At 71.5% G+C, this 17,948-nt stretch carries 24 protein-coding genes; 14 read left to right on the top strand and 10 right to left on the bottom strand.

Going from position 1 to position 17,948, the window contains the following annotated elements; all coding sequences use genetic code 11:
* Window positions 1-46: 46 nt before the first annotated feature.
* The 4 genes from ychF to ACYVGD_RS08655 are packed head-to-tail and all read left to right on the top strand — an operon-like array spanning window position 47 to window position 2,375.
* Window positions 47-1,120, top strand: a complete 1,074-nt coding sequence (gene ychF / locus ACYVGD_RS08670; RefSeq protein WP_460742860.1) for a redox-regulated ATPase YchF — start codon at window positions 47-49, stop codon at window positions 1,118-1,120.
* Window positions 1,121-1,160: 40 nt separating this feature from the next.
* Entirely contained in the window at window positions 1,161-1,442 is a 282-nt protein-coding gene (locus ACYVGD_RS08665) for a type II toxin-antitoxin system RelE/ParE family toxin (protein ID WP_460742858.1), read from the top strand.
* A gap of 8 nt (window positions 1,443-1,450) precedes the next feature.
* A complete protein-coding gene (locus ACYVGD_RS08660; protein ID WP_460742856.1) occupies window positions 1,451-1,750 on the top strand; it encodes a HigA family addiction module antitoxin in 300 nt (99 codons plus the stop codon).
* Between the two features lie 55 nt (window positions 1,751-1,805).
* The gene (locus tag ACYVGD_RS08655) at window positions 1,806-2,375 is read left to right on the top strand and encodes a GNAT family N-acetyltransferase (RefSeq protein WP_460742854.1); all 570 of its coding nucleotides are present in this window, start codon (window positions 1,806-1,808) and stop codon (window positions 2,373-2,375) included.
* Window positions 2,376-2,439: 64 nt separating this feature from the next.
* Here the strand turns inward: ACYVGD_RS08655 and ACYVGD_RS08650 are convergent, their stop codons facing one another.
* Together ACYVGD_RS08650 and ACYVGD_RS08645 are read right to left on the bottom strand one after the other, a co-directional pair.
* The gene (locus ACYVGD_RS08650; protein WP_460742852.1) at window positions 2,440-2,820 is read right to left on the bottom strand and encodes a VOC family protein; all 381 of its coding nucleotides are present in this window, start codon (window positions 2,818-2,820) and stop codon (window positions 2,440-2,442) included.
* Between the two features lie 163 nt (window positions 2,821-2,983).
* On the bottom strand, window positions 2,984-4,336 hold the full coding sequence (locus ACYVGD_RS08645; protein WP_460742850.1) for an FAD-dependent oxidoreductase: 1,353 nt from the start codon (window positions 4,334-4,336) through the stop codon (window positions 2,984-2,986).
* An 87-nt stretch (window positions 4,337-4,423) separates the two neighbouring features.
* Between ACYVGD_RS08645 and ACYVGD_RS08640 the strand changes: the two genes are divergently transcribed.
* The 3 genes from ACYVGD_RS08640 to ACYVGD_RS08630 are packed head-to-tail and all read left to right on the top strand — an operon-like array spanning window position 4,424 to window position 5,746.
* On the top strand, window positions 4,424-4,924 hold the full coding sequence (locus tag ACYVGD_RS08640; protein ID WP_460742848.1) for a DinB family protein: 501 nt from the start codon (window positions 4,424-4,426) through the stop codon (window positions 4,922-4,924).
* Complete coding sequence (locus ACYVGD_RS08635; RefSeq protein WP_460742846.1) at window positions 4,921-5,226, top strand: hypothetical protein; 306 nt, start codon at window positions 4,921-4,923, stop codon at window positions 5,224-5,226. The genes ACYVGD_RS08640 and ACYVGD_RS08635 overlap by 4 nt, the downstream gene beginning before the upstream one ends.
* Window positions 5,216-5,746, top strand: a complete 531-nt coding sequence (locus tag ACYVGD_RS08630; protein ID WP_460742844.1) for a hypothetical protein — start codon at window positions 5,216-5,218, stop codon at window positions 5,744-5,746. Before ACYVGD_RS08635 ends, ACYVGD_RS08630 begins: the two co-directional genes overlap by 11 nt.
* On the opposite strand, the gene ACYVGD_RS08625 is transcribed toward ACYVGD_RS08630, so the two are convergent.
* Genes ACYVGD_RS08625 through ACYVGD_RS08615 form a run of 3 tightly spaced genes read right to left on the bottom strand, consistent with a single transcriptional unit; the run spans window position 5,743 to window position 7,757 of the window.
* Window positions 5,743-6,204 carry a DUF1801 domain-containing protein gene (locus ACYVGD_RS08625; RefSeq protein ID WP_460742842.1) on the bottom strand — a complete coding sequence of 154 codons (462 nt, stop codon included), beginning with the start codon at window positions 6,202-6,204 and terminating at the stop codon, window positions 5,743-5,745. The genes ACYVGD_RS08630 and ACYVGD_RS08625 overlap by 4 nt on opposite strands.
* 24 nt (window positions 6,205-6,228) lie before the next feature.
* Window positions 6,229-6,891 (bottom strand): response regulator, encoded by a 663-nt coding sequence (locus ACYVGD_RS08620; RefSeq protein WP_460742840.1) that lies wholly within the window; start codon window positions 6,889-6,891, stop codon window positions 6,229-6,231.
* Window positions 6,888-7,757 (bottom strand): sensor histidine kinase, encoded by an 870-nt coding sequence (locus ACYVGD_RS08615; protein ID WP_460742838.1) that lies wholly within the window; start codon window positions 7,755-7,757, stop codon window positions 6,888-6,890. The genes ACYVGD_RS08620 and ACYVGD_RS08615 overlap by 4 nt, the downstream gene beginning before the upstream one ends.
* A gap of 130 nt (window positions 7,758-7,887) precedes the next feature.
* On the opposite strand from ACYVGD_RS08615, the gene ACYVGD_RS08610 reads away from it, so the two are divergent.
* From ACYVGD_RS08610 to ACYVGD_RS08600, 3 genes are all read left to right on the top strand, one after another.
* On the top strand, window positions 7,888-8,484 hold the full coding sequence (locus tag ACYVGD_RS08610; RefSeq protein ID WP_460742836.1) for an ATP-binding cassette domain-containing protein: 597 nt from the start codon (window positions 7,888-7,890) through the stop codon (window positions 8,482-8,484).
* A gap of 103 nt (window positions 8,485-8,587) precedes the next feature.
* A complete protein-coding gene (locus ACYVGD_RS08605) occupies window positions 8,588-9,385 on the top strand; it encodes a hypothetical protein (protein ID WP_460742834.1) in 798 nt (265 codons plus the stop codon).
* Window positions 9,382-10,113 carry a hypothetical protein gene (locus tag ACYVGD_RS08600; RefSeq protein WP_460742832.1) on the top strand — a complete coding sequence of 244 codons (732 nt, stop codon included), beginning with the start codon at window positions 9,382-9,384 and terminating at the stop codon, window positions 10,111-10,113. Before ACYVGD_RS08605 ends, ACYVGD_RS08600 begins: the two co-directional genes overlap by 4 nt.
* 5 nt (window positions 10,114-10,118) lie before the next feature.
* Here ACYVGD_RS08600 and ACYVGD_RS08595 read toward each other — a convergent pair whose 3' ends face one another.
* Together ACYVGD_RS08595 and ACYVGD_RS08590 are read right to left on the bottom strand one after the other, a co-directional pair.
* Window positions 10,119-10,775 carry an alpha/beta fold hydrolase gene (locus ACYVGD_RS08595; RefSeq protein WP_460742830.1) on the bottom strand — a complete coding sequence of 219 codons (657 nt, stop codon included), beginning with the start codon at window positions 10,773-10,775 and terminating at the stop codon, window positions 10,119-10,121.
* Window positions 10,753-11,538 carry a hypothetical protein gene (locus ACYVGD_RS08590; protein WP_460742828.1) on the bottom strand — a complete coding sequence of 262 codons (786 nt, stop codon included), beginning with the start codon at window positions 11,536-11,538 and terminating at the stop codon, window positions 10,753-10,755. Before ACYVGD_RS08590 ends, ACYVGD_RS08595 begins: the two co-directional genes overlap by 23 nt.
* A gap of 40 nt (window positions 11,539-11,578) precedes the next feature.
* On the opposite strand from ACYVGD_RS08590, the gene ACYVGD_RS08585 reads away from it, so the two are divergent.
* Genes ACYVGD_RS08585 through ACYVGD_RS08575 form a run of 3 tightly spaced genes read left to right on the top strand, consistent with a single transcriptional unit; the run spans window position 11,579 to window position 14,752 of the window.
* Window positions 11,579-12,178 carry a TetR/AcrR family transcriptional regulator gene (locus ACYVGD_RS08585; RefSeq protein WP_460742826.1) on the top strand — a complete coding sequence of 200 codons (600 nt, stop codon included), beginning with the start codon at window positions 11,579-11,581 and terminating at the stop codon, window positions 12,176-12,178.
* Window positions 12,179-12,238: 60 nt separating this feature from the next.
* On the top strand, window positions 12,239-13,942 hold the full coding sequence (locus ACYVGD_RS08580) for a 3-ketosteroid-delta-1-dehydrogenase (RefSeq protein ID WP_460742824.1): 1,704 nt from the start codon (window positions 12,239-12,241) through the stop codon (window positions 13,940-13,942).
* Between the two features lie 9 nt (window positions 13,943-13,951).
* A complete protein-coding gene (locus tag ACYVGD_RS08575; protein WP_460742822.1) occupies window positions 13,952-14,752 on the top strand; it encodes an alpha/beta fold hydrolase in 801 nt (266 codons plus the stop codon).
* Window positions 14,753-14,766: 14 nt separating this feature from the next.
* Here the strand turns inward: ACYVGD_RS08575 and ACYVGD_RS08570 are convergent, their stop codons facing one another.
* Together ACYVGD_RS08570 and ACYVGD_RS08565 are read right to left on the bottom strand one after the other, a co-directional pair.
* On the bottom strand, window positions 14,767-15,279 hold the full coding sequence (locus ACYVGD_RS08570; protein ID WP_460742820.1) for a flavin reductase family protein: 513 nt from the start codon (window positions 15,277-15,279) through the stop codon (window positions 14,767-14,769).
* Entirely contained in the window at window positions 15,255-16,028 is a 774-nt protein-coding gene (locus tag ACYVGD_RS08565) for a dihydrofolate reductase family protein (RefSeq protein WP_460742819.1), read from the bottom strand. Before ACYVGD_RS08565 ends, ACYVGD_RS08570 begins: the two co-directional genes overlap by 25 nt.
* A gap of 87 nt (window positions 16,029-16,115) precedes the next feature.
* On the opposite strand from ACYVGD_RS08565, the gene ACYVGD_RS08560 reads away from it, so the two are divergent.
* Window positions 16,116-16,652 (top strand): DJ-1/PfpI family protein, encoded by a 537-nt coding sequence (locus ACYVGD_RS08560; RefSeq protein WP_460742818.1) that lies wholly within the window; start codon window positions 16,116-16,118, stop codon window positions 16,650-16,652.
* A gap of 165 nt (window positions 16,653-16,817) precedes the next feature.
* Here ACYVGD_RS08560 and ACYVGD_RS08555 read toward each other — a convergent pair whose 3' ends face one another.
* Window positions 16,818-17,888 (bottom strand): inositol-3-phosphate synthase, encoded by a 1,071-nt coding sequence (locus ACYVGD_RS08555; protein ID WP_460742912.1) that lies wholly within the window; start codon window positions 17,886-17,888, stop codon window positions 16,818-16,820.
* Window positions 17,889-17,948 lie beyond the last annotated feature (60 nt).

Raw genomic sequence — 17,948 nt, 5'->3', positions numbered from 1 at the left:
CGTTGCCGGACGCCTGTGGGACATGGAGCCGATAGAGTGGCTCGACGTGGCACTCACTATCGGAATCGTCGGCCTCCCCAACGCCGGCAAGTCGACCCTGTTCAACGCCCTGACCCGCAACGACGTGCTCGCCGCGAACTACCCGTTCGCAACGATCGAGCCGAACGTGGGCGTGGTCGGCGTACCCGAGCCGCGGCTCGAGAAGCTGGCCGAGGTCTACGGCTCGCAGGCGATCATCCCCGCCACCGTGTCGTTCGTCGACATCGCCGGCATCGTGAAGGGCGCCTCGCAGGGCGAGGGCATGGGCAACGCGTTCCTCGCCAACATCCGTGAGGCCGACGCGATCTGCCAGGTCACCCGCGTGTTCCGAGACGAGGACGTCACCCACGTCGACGGCAAGGTCGACCCCGCCAGCGACATCGACACCATCACCACCGAGCTGGTGCTCGCCGACGTTCAGACCCTCGAGAAGGCCCTGCCGCGCCTGGAGAAGGAAGCCCGGATCAAGAAGGAGTCGCAGCCGAAGCTCGAGGCCTGGAAGCAGGCGCTCGACGTGCTCTATACGGGCAAGGGTGTGTACGCGGCCGGCCTCGATCTGGAGCACCTGCGCGAGCTTTTCCTGCTGACGGCCAAGCCGTTCATCTACGTGTTCAACTGCGACTCCGACGAGCTGGCCGACGAGGAGCTCAAGGACAAGATGCGCGCCGTCGTCGCACCCGCCGAGGCGATCTTCCTCGACGCGAAGATCGAGGCAGAGCTGGCCGAGATGGAGCCCGACGAGGCCAAGGAGTTCTTGGCCGACATGGGCATCGATGAGCCGGGCCTCGACGTTCTGGCGCGCGTGGGCTACGAGACTCTGGGCCTGCAGTCGTACCTGACCGCGGGCCCGAAGGAGGCGCGCGCCTGGACGATCAAGAAGGGCTGGACCGCGCCGCAGGCCGCCGGTGTCATCCACACCGACTTCGAGAAGGGCTTCATCAAGGCCGAGGTCGTCCACTTCGACGACCTTCTCGCCGCCGGGTCCGAGCAGGCCGCCAAGGCCGCGGGCAAGATGCGGCTCGAAGGCAAGGACTACGTCATGCAGGACGGCGACGTGGTCGAGTTCAGATTTAACGTCTAGCGTTATTGACGCACTGCGTTATACATGTCATTCTTGAGGTGTGATCAGATCCTTCGCTGACCGTGACACGAAGCTCGTCTGGCTGCGTGAACGGGCGCCACAGATCGATCCGCGAATCCACAAGACGGCGAACCGGAAGTTGCATCTGCTCGATGCCGCTGTGTCACTCAACTCGCTTCGGGTCCCTCCGGGCAATCGGCTGGAGGCATTGAAGGGCGATCGCGAGGGGCAGCACAGCATCCGGATCAACGACCAGTGGCGGATCTGCTTCGTGTGGACCGACGCTGGCCCGGAGAACGTCATCATCGAGGACTACCACTGAGGTGCGCCATGACTGACAAGCTCTACGACCCGATCCACCCCGGTGAGGTCCTCATGGAGGACTTCATCGATGGGTTCGGCATCACGCAGCACAAGCTCGCCGTGTCGATCGGCGTCCCTCCGCGGCGGATCAACGAAATCGTCCACGGCAAGCGGGCCATCACCGCGGACACGGCGCTTCGCCTAGGCCGGTACTTCGGCGTCGAGCCGCAGTTCTGGCTCAACCTGCAGTCGCGCTACGAGCTTGAGTTGGCGGAGGAGCGCGTGGCCGATGAGGTGGCCGAAATCAAACCCCTGCAGGTGGCGTGAGCATGAGTCATGGGGCTGCCACGGCCGCTGACGCAGCGTATGTGAGGGTTCAGGCATGACCCAAGCATCACCGTGGCCGAAGACCGTCAACGGCGTACTCCTCCGAGACCCCTGCTCAGGTGACGCCGACATCATCGCCACCTTCCGGAACCTGCCCGGGGTGAATCGGTGGCTCATCGTCACTCATGAATCCGTGGACGAGCTTCGCCAGCGGTGGGAGGGCGTGCTCGCCAGCGACCGGGACTTCTCCTGCATCGCCGAGGTCGATGGCGAGCTGGCGGGGATCGGCTTCCTGGAGATCGCGGACGGCATGGGGCAGCCGGGCAAGCCGTTGGGGACGGACGCGAGCATCGGCTACATCGTGCGTCCCGGCTGGGAGGGGCGAGGTGTCGGAACTGCCATCGCCGCCGGCGTGGTCGAAGCCGCTTTCATGGATCTAGGCCTGCGACGGGTCGAGGCTGGCTGCTATGCCGACAACACTGCGTCGTGGCGGATCTTGGAGAAGGCCGGGCTCAAACGGGAGCAGCACGGCCGGAGGGACTCTTGGCACGCCGAACTGGGTTGGATCGATGGATACACCTACGCCGCATTGTGCGATGATTGGATGATCAAGAGGCACCAGTAGGTACTCCCATCCCCCTGGTGGATGCGATCAGAGCGTCGAGGGACACACCAGCCGGACAGTGTGCTCAGCCCTGGTAGAGCCAGATCCAGTTTCCGTCCGGATCGGTCACGGCGCTGTTGCGTGGCATTCCCTCAGGACTGTTCGGCGCGACGGCCTCTGAACCGCCAGCAGCGAGGGCGTCTCGATGGGCGGCGTCGAGGTCGGAAACGGTGAACCCCAAGGTGCTGCGTCCGGGCTGGTCGAAGGAGTCGGGTCCCACGAGGTGGATCAGGAAGAAGCCGGGCTGGCCGTACTGCCCGAACTGGTAACCCTCGTAGTCGGCGTCCTCGGTGTGCCGGGTCACCGACTCCGTGAGATGGAGGGCCTCACGGTAGAAGGTCCGGGCCCGGCTGAGGTCGCTGACACCGACCTTGACCTGAACCGGTGTCGCACTCGTGGTTGCCATGTGCATGTCTACTCCTGCGCTGCGTAGTGGTTGTCGGGATGGACAGATGGACACGCTCCAGTTCTCGCGGCCTCGCGTACGCCGACGGAGAAATCGCCTCGGCGAGCTGGCGACGATTCTCTGCGTCTGACCTGAAGCGGAGTCGGCCACTGGCGGCTCAAGCCTAGCCGCGTCCGCGTCCGCGTCCGGAGACCGGTCGCGACCGCGCCCGCCGCAGGGCGGCGACGGCCCTCTCGACGACGGGGAACAGCACCCGCTGCTGCCGCAGCCACGGCCCGATGGCCTCGCGATACGGCGTACGCCCGGCGTCCGGGCCGAACAGGCGGGCCTCGACCTGTGCGCTGGGCAGGTGTGCCGCGGCGGCCATCGCGTCTCCGATCCGAAGGATCGTGGTGGCCGTACGCCGGGCTGGGTCGGTGCTGCGCAGGTTCTCGCGCAGGGTCCACGCGTACTCACCCAGCGCCTCCAGGTCGGGCAGGCGGACGGCCTCGTAGTCGGCGAACCAAGTGGGCGAACCCGCGCGCTCGGCGAGCACCAGACAGTCCTCCAAGCCGGAGTTCACCCCCTCGCCGGTCGGCGGGAGGACGCTGTGGGCCGCGTCGCCGATCAGCAGCAGCCACTCGTCGAACGCCAGCCGCGGGCAGATCACCACGGCACCACCGAAGGGCTCGCGGCTGAAGAAGGCGGCGTAGTCGTCGCGGGTCAGCAGCGGAGCGGCCAGCGGGGCGTGCTCGGCGACGTGCGCGGCGACCGCGCGGATGTTGTCGTGGGTCGCGTCCCTCGACAGCAACAGGTCCTCGGCGGGGTCGCCCTCGATGGCGGTGATGGCCAGCCCCCACACGCCATCGGCCAGCGTGGCCGTGTAGATGCCCTTCGAGGTGAAGATGTGGTGGATGGCGGGATCCAAGCCGGGCGCTGACGCGTGCGGCTGCGAGTACGCGACGCGGAAGCGTACGCCCCAGTCGCCCACGCGCGGCGTGAAGCCCGACACCTGCTCCTCGAGACAGCGACGCGCGACCGACCGTACGCCGTCGGCGGCCAGTACGCGGGCATCCCGTGCGTCCACCGTCACCTCGTCGCCGTCGGCGCGGGTGAACGTGAGCGACCGGTCGGCCAGGTCGACACGGGCGAGGGCGTACCCCGGCATGTAGGTGATGCCCTCGGTCTCGCGCACGCGCTCGAACAGGAGCCGGGTCAGGAAGGCTCGCGTCGTCGCGATGAGCGTGCCGCTCTTCAACGACGCGACCTTCCGGGTGCCCGAGTAGATGTTGAATGCGGCGACGACCTCGCCCTCGGCGCGAAGCCGGCCGAGCAGGGATGGGTCGATGCGCCGCAGCGTCTCCTGACCGCGCAGGTTCACGCCGATCGGATAGCTGTTGGCGTTCGACAGCTTGAGCTGGTCTCGAGCCTCGTAGACCGTGACCGGATGCCCCTGGGCGCGGAGCAGGAGGGCGGCGGCGAGGCCGACGGGGCCGGCGCCGACGACGATCACAGGCTGGGGCTGGGGTGACGTCATGGCGATCCTTCGGTGGAGGACGTCCAGTGAAGCACGTGAACCCCGACATGGGTCGACAACCCCTCCGCTCGCGCAAGGCTTGGGGACATGTCCGACACAGGAGCCCTGGCCGCGCGTACCGGTGGCGAGCGGGAGGTCCTGCTCGCCTTCCTCGCCGAGCACAGGGAGCAGCTGCGGACGACCGTCCTCGCGCTGTCCGACGACGAGGCGCGGAGGTCGCTCGTGCCCTCGCTGACGACGCCGATGGGGCTGCTGAAGCACGCGGCGTTCGTCGACACGGCCTGGTTCGTGTGCCGCTTCGGTGGCCTGACCCGCGCCCAGGCAGGGATCCCCGAGACGGTCGACGAGAGCTTCACGCTCGCGCCCGACGACACCTTGGCGGCGCTCGCCGCCCGGCACGAGGAGGCTGTCGCGCGCGCCGACGAGGTCATCGCTCGCCTCGCCCTCGACGACACCTGCGTCCACCCGGTGATGGGTGAGCTCAGCCTGCGCTGGGTGCTCACCCACTGCGTACGCGAGCTCGCCCAGCATGCCGGGCACGCGGAGATCCTCGTCGAGCAGATCGTCGCGGCCCGGGACGCTCGGTGAGTACCTGTCCCCGCGCCGAGGTGGACGGCTTCGAGCTCGGCATGTTCGTGTCGTACGACGACTGCGGCGACGCCTGGGTACGCGCGCCCGATGGTCGGATCGCGGGCCTGGTCTGGGAGACGGGGCCAGCCTCGTTCGACGTCCTCCGGGAACCGGACGACAATCGATGGGGGACGTACGCCGTGGAGCTGCCGCTCCCGCTCACCAACGACGACGAGGCGGCGAGCTACCTGGCGGCGCTGCTGCCCGAGCTGCGTCCGCGATGGGAGGCCACGTGCGAAGGGAACAGGGATGGGCAGTGAGCTCTTGAGGCGCTTCTGGACGGGGCTGGTCGGCCCCGTCCCGCCGCGTACCTCAGGCGTCATCATGGCCGGGGCGGGCGCCGCCACGTGCGCGGTGGCCGTGTCGACCCCGGGCCCCGTCTGGCGCAGGGTTGTCATGGGTGCCATGGCCTTCGACATCGTCGGCGGGATGGTCGCCTTCCAGGTCCCGGCCACTCGCGCCGAGTACGCGCGCAAGTCGTCAGTCGAGCACCTCGGGTTCGTCGCGGCACACCTCCATCCGGCGGTCCTGGCTGCGCTGGGGGAGGGGTCGTGGACCAGGAACGCGACGAGGTACGCGTACGCCGTCGCCGTGACGGAGGGTCTGCAGCGTGCGCCGCTGTCGCCGCAGGCGAGGCGCAGAGCTGCGATGGCACTCGGTCTGGTCGCGGCCGTCGTGGACCTCGCCACGGACCGGTCGGGGAGCCGCTGGTTCGGCCCGGCGTACCTGAAGCTCGTGGCGGGGCACGCCGGCATAGGCGCGCGGGCCCGGCGGGCCTAGTTCTTGTTGCGCGGGTCGTGCGCGGCGTACGTGGCCACGAACCGGTCCACGGGGATGCGCGCGGCGAGGCACCCGATCAGCTCGTACGGGATCCGTGACATGGCGGTGAAGCGTACGCAGGACTTGCCCATGTTCAGCTTCCAGCCGGTCTTCGCGTACTCGGCGACGAACCAGTCGCTGACCTCGGGATCGGCGTACATGCCCATGTCGTAGACCGCCAGGTGGCCGCCCATGTTGCCCAGCGAGATGCGCGCGAGGGCGGACGACGGGTCGCAGTGGTAGCCCTGCGGGTAGCGCTCGCGGGGGACGAACCACGTCGGCATGCCGCAGTACATGCGCTGCTCGTAGGCCGGGTCGATGTTGTCCGAGATCGTCTCGAAGAGCCGCTCGGCGGCGTCGCGCCTGGCCTCGGGCACGCGGGCCCAGAACTCGTCGAGGGTCCCGGCGTGCTTCGTCATGGTGTGAGAGTACGCAGTGGCCCCTCATCTCCGTCTGGGCGTCACCAGTCCCGACTCGTACGCGGCGATCACCAGCTGTGCCCGGTCGCGGGCGGCGAGCTTGGCCAGCAGGTTGCCGATGTGGGTCTTGACGGTGCCCATCGAGATGGTCAGGGCTGCGGCGATCTCGGTGTTGCTCAGCCTCTGGCCGACGAGCTGCAGCACCTCGGACTCGCGTGCGGTCAGCCCCGCGGGAGCCTGAGGCGCGGTCGGGGCGCCCGTGCGTACGTAGCGCTCGACGAGCCGGCGCAGCACCGACGGCGCGAACAGCGCCTCGCCGTCGTGGACACGGCGTACGGCATCGACGAGACGGTCCGGCTCGGCGTCCTTCAGCAGGAACCCGCTCGCGCCCGCCCGGAGGGCGGTGTGCACGTACTCGTCGAGCTCGAACATCGTCAGCACCACAACGCGCGTCCTCGCCAGTGCCGGGTCGGCGACGATCCAGCGGGTCGCCTCGAGGCCGTCCCCGTCAGGCATCCGGATGTCCATCAGCACCACGTCCGGCGTCAGTCGCCGCGCCTCGACGACGGCGCCACGGCCCGACCCCGCCTCGCCCACCACGGCCATGCCTGCAGCCTCGAGGATCAGGCGCAGGCTGTGCCGGATCAGCGGCTGGTCGTCGACGACCAGCACGTTGGGCCCGGTCACGACGCCTCCTCGGGGAGGTGGGCGCGTACGCCGAACCCGGCGTCCGTGGGCCCGGCGGTCAGCGTGCCGCCGACCGCGGCGACCCGCTCGCGCAGGCCCGTCAGGCCAAGACCCGCTCCCGGCTCCGGCCGCCAGCCGGCCACGGGCCCGTCGTCGACCTCCACGGCCAGCCCGTCGGACACCCGGGCCACGCGGACGCGCGCCCGGGTCGGGCCCGCATGGCGGGCCACGTTCGCCAGCGCCTCGGCGACCACGGCGTACGCGGCGGACTGCACGCCACCGGAGACGTCGGCCGCCGCGACGAGCTCGGGTGCGAGGTCGAGCGTGACGTCGACGCCGGCGTCCCGCGTACGCGTCACCGCGGCCTCGATGTCGGCCAGCCCGGCCTGCGGGCGCAGGGGAGCGGGATCGCCGTCGCCGTCGCGCAGCACCGCCAGCAGCCGGCGCAGCTCGGTCGTCGCGCCGCGCGCGGCCTGCTCGATGTCGGCGAGCGCGGCGGCCCGCTCGGCATCGGCGTCCGGCCCCTGCAGGGACCGGGTGGACGCCGCCCGCACCGTGATCAGCCCGAGCCCGTGCGACGCCAGGTCGTGCAGGTCGCGCGCGATCCGCAGGCGCTCGTGGGTGACCGCGCGCTCGGACGACCAGGCGATCAGCGCCTCCTCGTGGGCGACCAGTCGGCTGCGGGTGACGTGCAGCACCCACGTCAGCACGCCGATGGTCACCACCAGCACGCCCGTGGCCGCGATGGCGGCGGTGCGGGCGTCGGGGACGCCGGCCACGAACACCACCACGAGCACCGCGAGCGACATCGCCAGACCGGCCCACAGCGCACCGGCGGCCATCCTCGGTCGGGTCGCGTCCGTCATGCCGCGAGTCTAGGAAGACGGCGCCGCAGGCGGATCGGCCCCAGGTCGGAGGGATTCGGGTCGGAGCCCCCGCGCTCAGACCGGTTCCGGGACCGATCCGCCGACGCCGCGTACGCGATGGGCTGGCCCCATGATCGAGATCAACGCACTCCGCAAGACCCGGGGCGGCCGGGTCGTCCTGGACGACATCGGAGTCACCGCCCGGCCGGGCCGGATCACCGGATTCCTCGGCCCCAACGGCGCCGGCAAGTCGTCCACGCTCCGCATCCTGCTCGGGCTCGACGCCGCCGACTCCGGCGACGCGCTCGTCGACGGCCGCCCCTACCGCACGCTGCGCGACCCGCTGCTCACCGTCGGCTCCATGCTGGACGGCTCCGGCGCGCACGCCTCGCGTACCGGCCGAGCCCACCTCACCTGGGTCGCGCGCTCGCACGGCATCGGGCGTACGCGCGTCGACGAGGTCCTCGCCCAGGTCGGGCTCACCGATGCCGCCCGACGTCGGGTGGGCCGCTACTCGCTCGGCATGGGCCAGCGCCTCGGCCTGGCCGCCGCGCTGCTCGGCCGGCCCCCGGTCCTGGTCCTCGACGAGCCCGCCAACGGCCTCGATCCCGACGGCATCCGCTGGCTGCGCGGTCTCCTGCGTGAGCACACCGACGCCGGCGGCACGGTCCTGCTGTCGAGCCACCAGATGGCCGAGGTCGCGGCCTCGCCGACGACCTCGTCGTGATCGCCGGGGGACGGATCGCCGCCGCCCGGCCCCTGTCCGACGTCACCGCGGGTCACGCCTCCCTCGAGGACGCGTTCTTCGCCCTCACCTCGGGAGCGGCCCGATGAACGGCGTACGCACCCTCGAGACGGAGCTGCGCAAGCTCCTGACCCTCCCGGCCACGGCGATCGCCGCGCTGACCGGGGTCGGGGCGTCCACGGTCCTCGCCTGGTTCAACGGGGCCGCGATCAGGAACGCCCATGCGAGCGGCCGGGCCGAGCTGGTGACGGACGGCACCGCGTACGACATCGGGCTGATGCCCGCCATGCTGCTCGTATCGGTCTCGGCCGTCATCCTCGGCGTCACCGCCATGAGCAGCGAGTACGCCCGCAACAGCACCGACGCCGGCGGCAGCCGCCAGGTCGTGCCCACGCTCGTCGCGCAGCCGCGCCGGTCGGTCGTGCTCGTCGCCAAGGCCGCCGCGGTGGCGCTGGCCACGATCGCGGTCGCGTGGTCGGCGCTCGCGCTCTCGGTGGCCGCGGCGACGGTCGCGATGGGTGAGCACGCACTCCCCGGCGATCCTCCCGCCCGGCTCGCCACCCGCGTGCTGGGCGGCACCCTCTACTGGGTGCTGCTCGCCTGGATCGCCCTGGCGGTCGCCACTCTCGCCCGCAGCGGTGTCGTCCCGCTCGCGCTGCTCATCGTGAACTGCGCGGTGGTGCCGGTCTCGCTGCTGCTGGCGAGGGTCACGTCGCTGGCGCAGTGGGCGCCCGACCTCGCCGGACGGAGCCTGTTCGGGCTGCCCGACGAGCTCGTCGTCCCCGGTGGCCCGGCTGCGGTGCCCGGTGGGATGGCCATGGCGGCCTGGACCCTCGGCCTCCTCGCGCTGGCCGGCGCGTACTTCGTGAGGAGGGACGCATGAGCGGCGCCGTCCGCCGGTTCCTGCGGCTGGTCGGCGTGGAGTCGGCCAAGCTGTGGACGCTGCCCGCCGCCCGCGCCGCGCTCCTTGGCGCGCCCCTGGTCACCGGCCTGCTCGCCGCGGTGCTCGCCGACGTCGCCGGCGGACAGGGGCGCATCGACTCCGCCGTGGGCGTCGGTGCGACGGTCACCTACACGCAGGCCGGGCCCGTGCTGCTGGGGGCACTGGTCATGGGCCACGAGTACGCCGGCCGCCAGATCCGCACGAGCCTGTCCGTCGTCCCCTCCCGATGGACGCTCCTCGCGGCCAAGGCCGTCGCCGCGGTCGGCTGGCTGGCGGCCTGCGCGCTGGGCACGGTCGTGGCCGGCCATGTCGGCGTCTGGATGGGCGGGGCCCGCACCACGGCAGGCGTGGCGCCCCCGGATGTGCCCGGTGCGGTCGGCCTGGTCGCCCACCTGCTGCTGGTCGGGCTCCTCGCCCACGGGGTGGCGACGCTGACCCGGTCGACCGCTGCGAGCACCGCCTCCGTCCTCGCGCTCGTGCTGGTCGTGTCCCTGCTGCTGCGGGCAGTCACCCCGCTCGCGAGGTGGTTGCCCGGGCAGGTCACGCAGCGACTGCTCGACCCCACCGCCACCGGCCCGTCGCCGGCCGTCGGGCTGGCCGTGATGCTGGCCTGGGCCGCAGCCGTCACGCTGCTCGGGACGCTCCGCGTCGTGCACCAGGACGCCTGACCTCGTCAGGTGGGGACGCGGCGCAGCAGGAGGGCGAACAGCTCCGGCTCCTCGCCGAACGGCTTGTGCCCGGACCGCTCGAACCGCACCCACTCCTTGTGCGGGGCCTGCAGGCCCGCGTACCACTCGTCGACGAGCACCGCGCGGCCCCGCGCCTCGTGGGTGCCCGCGGCGAGGTAGACGGGGACGTCGAGCCGGGACGCGGTCCGCCGCAGGTCGATGTCCTGCACCTGCGGGTAGAGGACGCCGAACGTGTCGACGAGGTTCGCCAGGTAGCGCAGCTTCGCCACCGGGTCGAGCTCCGGCTTGTCCATCACGTTGGCCATCGGGTTGATCCGCGCGCCGATGGCGGGGTCGCGGTCCCACGGGTGCACGGCGCCCTCGTGGCTGAACAGCGGCTCGTAGGGGTAGACCTCCCGGTGGGGAGGCGGTCCATTGCGCGTCAGCGTCCGCACCACGTCCGTGCGCCCGGTGCGCTCCGCCCACGCGAGCGTGTCGGTGTGGAACAGCACGTCGGTCTCGCGCAGCGACACCATCTGGCCGGTCCCCACGTAGGCGGCGACCAGGTCGGGGCGCCGCTGGACGAGGTGTACGCCGAGGAACGTGCCCCACGAGTTGCCGACGACGACCAGCCTCCGCTCAGGCGTGGCGAGCGCGGCCATCCACCTGGGCGCCGTCGTCGACCAGGCGGTCCATCGTCAGGCGGCCGTCGCGCGGGAAGCAGCGCCCGTTGAGACCGGCGCCGGTCTGGTCCCACAGGGCGACGGTGAACGTGCGCTCGACGGCCGTCCACTGGTTGCGGATCGTGCCGATCTCCGTGCCGCCGGGCCCACCTGACAGGAACAGCACGACCGGCGCGCCGGCCCGCCCCCGGATGACGACGCGGTGGTCGCAACCGGCGATGCGTACGGTGCGGATCTCGCCGACCTGCCCGGTCGGGGCCGGCGTACGCGCGGGCACGAGCAGGCCGCCCGCCAGCAGTGCCAGCACGACGGCGACCACCGCGTACGCCCGTGAGAGCGAACGGACGCCCTCGCGTACGCGGGTCAGGCGCGTGCCCACCCAGAACGGCAGGAACACCAGCAGCAGGTCGACGCCGCGACCGAACAACGTCGCGCCCAGTGCGTACTGCGAGCCGGTGAGCAGGCGTGGGCTGATCGGCAGCGTCGACGGGGTGCCGATGCGCCAGCGGAGCACCTCGTAGCCGACCCAGGCGGCGACGACGAGCAGCCAGCGGCGTGCGGGGTGGAGGTGGCCGAGCAGGCCGCCCACCGCGAGGGCGGCGAGCGCGGTCATGAGGGCCACGGGACCGGTCTGCGGTCCGCGCGGCAGCGCGAGGGAGAGGAGTCCACCGGCGGCGAGGGCGGCCACGACTGCGACGAGCCGTGTCCGCGAACGGAGGCCGGGACGATCATGTCCAGCCATGTCTACAGTGTAGACTTTCTCGGGTCGGAAGGGGAGGGGAATGGCGAAAGGACTCAGCCGCGAGGTGCTCGCGCGGCGCGCGCTCACGATCGTGGACACCGACGGGCTGGCGGCGCTGTCGATGCGCCGGCTCGCGCGCGACCTCGGCGTCGACCCCATGGCCGCCTACCGCCACGTGCCCGACAAGGAGGCGCTGCTCGACGCCGTCGTCGAGGCCGTGCTGGGCGAGGTCGACCTCACCGACCTGCCCGGCCCGCCGGTCGAACGCCTGACCACCGGCGTACGCCGCACCCTTGCCGCGCTCACCGCCCACCCGAACGCCGCACCCCTGCTGTCCGCACGCAAGTGGTTGGGCCCCAACGGCCTGGCGATCATCGAGTGGGGGATGGCGGAGATGGTCTCCGCCGGCGTGGAGCCCCACCGTGCGGTGCTCGCCATGAACGCGACCGGCCTGTTCCTGACGGCGCTGGCCCAGGCCATGTCCGGCGGCGACGCGACCGACGCGCTCGCGGTGATGGCTGCCGACCCGGCCGCGTTCCCCGTGTCGCTGGCGGCGCTGCGCGACGGGCACGGCCTGCACGGCTACGAGGAGCTGCTCGACCTGTGGCTCGACCTCGTGGTGACGTCGCTCCTGGGGTGAGCGCCCGGGGCCCCGGGCGCTGGGGCAGACTGGGCGTACGCCGCCTGTGAGGAGCCAGCCATGGCCGAGAAGCGTCCGCCCGCACCCGTCGAAGCCCACGACCTCGAGACCGACCTGCTGGTGATCGGCACCGGCACGGGCCTGTTCGCCGCGCTCGCGGCGCGCGAGGCGGGCCTCCAGGTGGTCGTCACGGAGAAGACCGAGTACGTCGGCGGCTCCACCGCGCTGTCGGGTGGCGCGTTCTGGATCCCCGGCAACTCCGTCCAGCGCGACCAGGGCTCGCACGACACGGTCGAATCCGCCCGCCGCTACCTCGACGGGCTGGTGGGGGAGACCGGCGACCGTGGGCGCTACCACGCGTACCTCGATCACGGGCCCGCCACGGTCGACCTGCTGCGCGCCACGACCCGCAACTCGTGGGTGTGGGCCCGCGGCTACAGCGACTACCACCCCGAGACTCCGGGCGGCTCCGCGGCCGGACGCAGCGTCGAGTCGGGACCGTTCGACGCCGCCGTCCTCGGCGAGGAGCGCGCGCGGCTGATCCCGCCGAGCATGTCGGCGCCGGTGCCCATGCCGATCACGAGCCCCGACTACCGGTGGATGAACCTCATTGCGAAGGCCCCCGGCAAGGCGGTGCCGCGCATCGTCCGCCGCGTCGTCGAGGGGATCGGCGGCATGGCGATCCGACGCGAGTACGTCGCCACCGGCCAGGCGCTGCAGGCCGGCATCTACCGCGCCCTGCTCGACCGCGGCGTCACCCCGTGGACCTGCACCGATGTCGTCGAGCTGCTCACCGACGGCGGCCGCGTCAACGGCGCCGTCGTCGACCAGCAGGGACGGCGCGTGACGGTCCGGGCCCGTCGCGGCGTCGTCATCGCCGCCGGCGGCTTCGACCACGACATCGCCCGCCGGCGCTCCGAACAGCTCGAGACGCTGGAGCCCGGCTGGTCGCTCGGTGCGCCCGGCAACAGCGGCGACGCGTTCCGCCTCGCCACCCAGGTCGGTGCCCGTCTGGAGAACCTCGACCAGGCGTGGTGGTTCCCCGCAGTCGCCCCCGTGAACGGCCAGCAGCCCGGCATCATGCTCGCCGAGCGCTCCCTGCCCGGCTCGTTCATCGTCGACGGCCACGGCCGCCGGTTCGTCAACGAGTCGGCCGACTACATGTCGTTCGGCCAGCGCGTGCGCGAGCTCGACGCCGCCGGCGACCCCGTCGGGCGCATGTGGATCGTGTTCGACCAGGAATACCGCGACAGCTACGTCTTCGCCGGCCTCGCCTTCCCGCGCATGCCGCTGCCGAAGGAGTGGTACGCCGCCGGCATCGCCCACCACGGCACCCCCGACGAGATCGCCCGCGCCATCGGCGCCGACCCGACGACGTTCCGCCGGACGCTGGACCGCTTCGACGAGATGGCCGGGCGCGGCCGGGACGAGGACTTCGGGCGCGGCGCGTCGGCGTACGACCGCTACTACGGCGACCCGACGGTCGTGCCGAACCCGAACCTGCGCCCCCTGTCCGGGGAGCTGTACGCGGTGGAGGTCGTCCTCGCCGACCTCGGCACGTGCGGCGGTCTCGCCGCCGACTCCCGCGGCCGGGTGCTCCGCGAGGACGGCTCGGTCGTCGACGGCCTGTACGCCATCGGCAACGCCGCCGCCAACGTGTTCGGCGACCGCTACCCGGGCGCCGGCGCCACCATCGGGCAGGGCCTGGTCTTCGGCTACCTGGCCGCCCAGGACGCCGCCGGCCAGCTCCCGGCAGAGGTCTGAGGAGGAACCATGATCCACGTCACCACCGACGACGGCGTACGCCTCGACGTCCACGAGTCGGGGAACCCGGACGGCCTGCCAGTCGTGCTCGTCGCCGGGTTCAAGGCGCCGTCGACGTCGTGGTGCCACCAGGTGCCCGCCCTCGAGCGCGCCGGGCACCGCGTCCTCGCCGTCGACCTCCGTGGGCACGGTGCGACAGCACCGCTGGCCCCCGGCGTCACGATGACGCGCAGGGCGGCGGACCTGGACGCCGTGCTCACGCACCTCGACCTGACCGGCGCCGCGGTCATCGGCGGCTCGATGGGTGGCAGCACCGTCTGGGCCCACCTCGACCGTTTCGGGTCGGACCGGATCGGCCGCATCGTGGTCGTCGACCAGACGCCGAAGATGCTGAACTCGCCCGACTGGCCGCACGGCTTCTACGGCTACGACGACTCCAACCGCGACACCCACTTCGCCGACGGCATCCCCGAGACCGGGCACGGGACACCGATGTGGCGGCGGGGCCGTCGCCTCGTGCGGCTGCTGGGCGCGATGCGGGGCGTCGACCGCACGATCAGCCCCGCCGAGCTCGAGCTGCTCCACGACCACGCCACCGCCGACTGGCGGCCGACGATCGCGGCCTCGTCGGTGCCGGTGCTGTTCGTCGCCGGCGACGAGAGCGAGTACTGGCCCGCCTCCCACGCGGTCTCGGCGGCCGCCCTCGCCCCGAAGGGCGAGGCGGCCACCATCACGCATGCCGGGCACGCGACGAACCTGGAGCAGCCGGAGGTGTTCAACCGCGGCGTGCTCGAGTTCCTCGCGCGCTGACCGTCGCCCTCCGGCTACGGCTCGACGGCCCGTTCCTCGGCCTCGTGACCCGGCTCGAGGTCGGCCAGGTCGCCCACCCGCAGCGGCACGAACGACTCGTCCCCGTCGGTCTGTGCGTGGTCGACCGCGATCGTCAGGCAGACATGGTCCCCGCCCACGTCCAGCAACGCGATCCGGGCGCCGGCCAGCCGGCGGGGGAGGGCGTCGACCAGGGGTACGCCGCCGGGGCCCTCGGAGACGTCCAGGTCCTCGAACTTGTCGGTCTCCTCGCCGGTGTCGGTGCCGAACCGTTCGGCCAGCGCGCGGTCGTCGGCGCCGAGGAAGTGCACGGCCAGGTGGGTCGCGCGCAGGGCCGTGCGGTAGGTGTGGTTCGCCTTCGACAGCCACACGCAGTAGTGCTGGGGCTCGATGGAGGCCTGGGCGTGGAAGCCGACGAGACAGCCCGCGCGTACGCCGTCGGCCACGGTCGTCACCACGACCATGGCCGGGTCGCAGCCCGACATCAGCGCATCGAAGTCGCCGCCCACCGTGCCACCCCCAGCGCCTCGTAGCGCAGGAACAGCGTGTCGTCGTCGGCGAGCACGTGGCGCAGCGCGAACCCGGTCGTCCCGGCACCCTCGGGTGTGACGGCGACCGGCAGACGGTCGCCACCCATGAGCGGCGCGACGCTGAGGCACAGCTCGTCGAGCCTGCTGGCGGCGGCGAGCTCGCCGAGCCACGTCGGGCCGCCCTCGCAGACGATGACCCGGTGCCCGAGCCGGGCCAGCGCGGCGACGGCCTCCCGCGGGTCGACGCCGTCGTCACCGGCCATGACGATGTCGGCGACCTGCTCGGCCGCGCGCAGGCGGTCGGGGTCGGCGGCCCGACCGGTGACCAGCATCGTCCGGGCATGCGACTCCGGCTCGGTGAACACGCGGCCGCCGAGGTCGAGGTCGAGTGAGCGGCTCACGATCGCCACCGGGGGAGTGGGCGTCCGGCCCGCCCCGACGCGGCGTGCGCGGGCGTCCTCGTCGAGGTCGATGGCCGCGTACCCCTCACGCCGGATGGTCTCGGCGCCCACCAGGACGACGTCGGCGAGCTCCCGCATGCGGCGGAACAGCTCCTTGTCCGGCGTGGTCGACAGCGCCCCGACCCGACCGTTGATCGCCGCGGTGCCGTCGAGACCGGCGACCATGTGCCCCATCACCCACGCCTCGCCCTGCGGGTGTGACCGGTCCACCGCGCGGTAGGCGTCGAGGGCGTCGTCCAGATGTCGACCTGTGACCATTTCGTCCATGGCCCGACTCTAGAGGGACGGGTCGTGCCGGCCTCGACCGCGGTGGCCCCCTCCAGGCGCCACCGACGGGAAGCGTATTGTCGTCATATGGCTGACAAGAAGAAGATCATCGTGGTGTCGACGGACTTCGGCACGGAGCGCGACGAGATCAAGGTTCCCGTCGAGGAGCTCAGGAAACTCGGTCACGACGTCACTGTCGCCACCCCCAGCGGCGAGGGCGTCCAGACCTTCGTCGGCGACAAGGATCGCGGCGAGGTGTTCCCGACGGACATGAAGCTCGCCGAGGCCCAGGGCCCGTTCGACGTCGTCGTCCTGCCCGGCGGCACCCTCAACGCCGACGCGGCTCGCATGGACGCCGAAGTGCAGAAGATCGTCAAGGAGCAGGTACAGGCCGGGCGCACAGTCGCCGCCATCTGCCACGCCCCGTGGATCCTCGTCGAGACCGACGTGGCCCGCGGGAAGACGCTGACCGCCTACGACTCCGTGCGCACCGACCTCCGCAACGCCGGGGCGACGGTCGTTGACCAGTCGGTGAAGGTATGCCCGGCCAACGGTTGGACACTGATCAGCTCGCGCACCCCCGACGACCTCGCCGACTTCGTGAAGGCGATCGACGAGGCCTGAGGTGTCGGGGCTGCCCGGGGGAGGGTGGTCATCGGCCGCGGAGGCCGAACCGCTGCGGTCACCATCAAGGCGAGGGGGCGTGTCCATCGCATGCGAGACGCCGTATCAAAACCATGATCAGGAACAGGGGGCGTACGCGGGACCCGCGTACGCCCCCGGGATGGCTCAGCGCTCCTCGCCGCCGGAGATGAACGACTCCAGACGCTCACGCGCGATGTCGTCGGGGCGCTGCTCGGGCGGCGACTTCATGAGGTACGCCGACGCCGACAGCAGCGGGCCGCCGATGCCGCGGTCGAGGCCGATCTTGGCCGCGCGCACGGCGTCGATGATCACGCCGGCCGAGTTGGGGGAGTCCCACACCTCAAGCTTGTACTCGATGCTCATCGGCGCATTGCCGAAGCCGTGGCCCTCGAGGCGCACGAAGGCGAACTTGCGGTCCTCGAGCCAGCCCACATAGTCGGACGGGCCGATGTGGACGTCCTTCTCGGCGAGGTCGTGGTCGATGTTGGAAGTCACGGCCTGGGTCTTCGAGATCTTCTTCGATTCCAGCCGGTCGCGCTCCAGCATGTTCTTGAAGTCCATGTTGCCGCCGACGTTGAGTTGGTAGGTGCGATCGACGGTGTAGCCGCGCTCCTCCATGAGGCGGGCCATCACACGATGGGTGATCGTGGCGCCGACCTGGGACTTGATGTCGTCGCCGACGATCGGCAGCCCGGCCTCCTCGAATTTCTTTGCCCACTTCTCGGTGCCAGCGATGAAGACGGGGAGGGCATTGACGAAGGCGCAGCCCGCGTCGATGGCGCACTGGGCGTAGAACTCGTCGGCCTCCTGCGAGCCCACCGGGAGATAGCTCACCAGCACGTCGACCCGGGCCTCCTTGAGCGCGGCGACCACGTCGACCGGCTCGGCGTCCGACTCGGTGATCGTCTCGCGGTAGTAGCGCCCCAGCCCGTCGAGGGTGTGGCCGCGTTGCACCGTCACGCCCGTGGTGGCCACGTCGCATATCTTGATCGTGTTGTTCTCCGACGACACGATGGCCTCGGCCAGGTCCTTGCCGACCTTCGCGGCATCCACGTCGAACGCGGCCACGAACTTCACGTCGCCGACGTGGTAGTCGCCGAATCGCACGTGCATCAGGCCGGGCACCGTCTCGGCCGGATCGGCGTCGGCATAGAACGTCACACCCTGGACCAGCGATGCCGCACAGTTCCCGACGCCCACGATGGCCACGCGAATCTCGTTGGATCCCACAAATTCCTCCTGGTCAACGGCGGCCGACCGGTCGGGCCGCACTGT

Source organism: Mariniluteicoccus endophyticus (genome assembly GCF_054780035.1).
The sequence above is the reverse complement of the archived record's forward strand: the minus strand, read 5'-3'. Positions and strand labels throughout refer to the sequence as shown.

Coding starts and splice junctions, on each gene's coding strand:
- ACYVGD_RS08660 (WP_460742856.1), top strand. CDS start 1,451: ATGACTGACAAGCTCTACGACCCGATCCACCCCGGTGAGGTCCTCATG.
- ACYVGD_RS08655 (WP_460742854.1), top strand. CDS start 1,806: ATGACCCAAGCATCACCGTGGCCGAAGACCGTCAACGGCGTACTCCTC.
- ACYVGD_RS08650 (WP_460742852.1), bottom strand. CDS start 2,820: ATGGCAACCACGAGTGCGACACCGGTTCAGGTCAAGGTCGGTGTCAGC.
- ACYVGD_RS08645 (WP_460742850.1), bottom strand. CDS start 4,336: ATGACGTCACCCCAGCCCCAGCCTGTGATCGTCGTCGGCGCCGGCCCC.
- ACYVGD_RS08640 (WP_460742848.1), top strand. CDS start 4,424: ATGTCCGACACAGGAGCCCTGGCCGCGCGTACCGGTGGCGAGCGGGAG.
- ACYVGD_RS08630 (WP_460742844.1), top strand. CDS start 5,216: ATGGGCAGTGAGCTCTTGAGGCGCTTCTGGACGGGGCTGGTCGGCCCC.
- ACYVGD_RS08625 (WP_460742842.1), bottom strand. CDS start 6,204: ATGACGAAGCACGCCGGGACCCTCGACGAGTTCTGGGCCCGCGTGCCC.
- ACYVGD_RS08615 (WP_460742838.1), bottom strand. CDS start 7,757: ATGACGGACGCGACCCGACCGAGGATGGCCGCCGGTGCGCTGTGGGCC.
- ACYVGD_RS08610 (WP_460742836.1), top strand. CDS start 7,888: ATGATCGAGATCAACGCACTCCGCAAGACCCGGGGCGGCCGGGTCGTC.
- ACYVGD_RS08605 (WP_460742834.1), top strand. CDS start 8,588: ATGAACGGCGTACGCACCCTCGAGACGGAGCTGCGCAAGCTCCTGACC.
- ACYVGD_RS08600 (WP_460742832.1), top strand. CDS start 9,382: ATGAGCGGCGCCGTCCGCCGGTTCCTGCGGCTGGTCGGCGTGGAGTCG.
- ACYVGD_RS08595 (WP_460742830.1), bottom strand. CDS start 10,775: ATGGCCGCGCTCGCCACGCCTGAGCGGAGGCTGGTCGTCGTCGGCAAC.
- ACYVGD_RS08590 (WP_460742828.1), bottom strand. CDS start 11,538: ATGGCTGGACATGATCGTCCCGGCCTCCGTTCGCGGACACGGCTCGTC.
- ACYVGD_RS08585 (WP_460742826.1), top strand. CDS start 11,579: ATGGCGAAAGGACTCAGCCGCGAGGTGCTCGCGCGGCGCGCGCTCACG.
- ACYVGD_RS08580 (WP_460742824.1), top strand. CDS start 12,239: ATGGCCGAGAAGCGTCCGCCCGCACCCGTCGAAGCCCACGACCTCGAG.
- ACYVGD_RS08575 (WP_460742822.1), top strand. CDS start 13,952: ATGATCCACGTCACCACCGACGACGGCGTACGCCTCGACGTCCACGAG.
- ACYVGD_RS08565 (WP_460742819.1), bottom strand. CDS start 16,028: ATGGACGAAATGGTCACAGGTCGACATCTGGACGACGCCCTCGACGCC.
- ACYVGD_RS08560 (WP_460742818.1), top strand. CDS start 16,116: ATGGCTGACAAGAAGAAGATCATCGTGGTGTCGACGGACTTCGGCACG.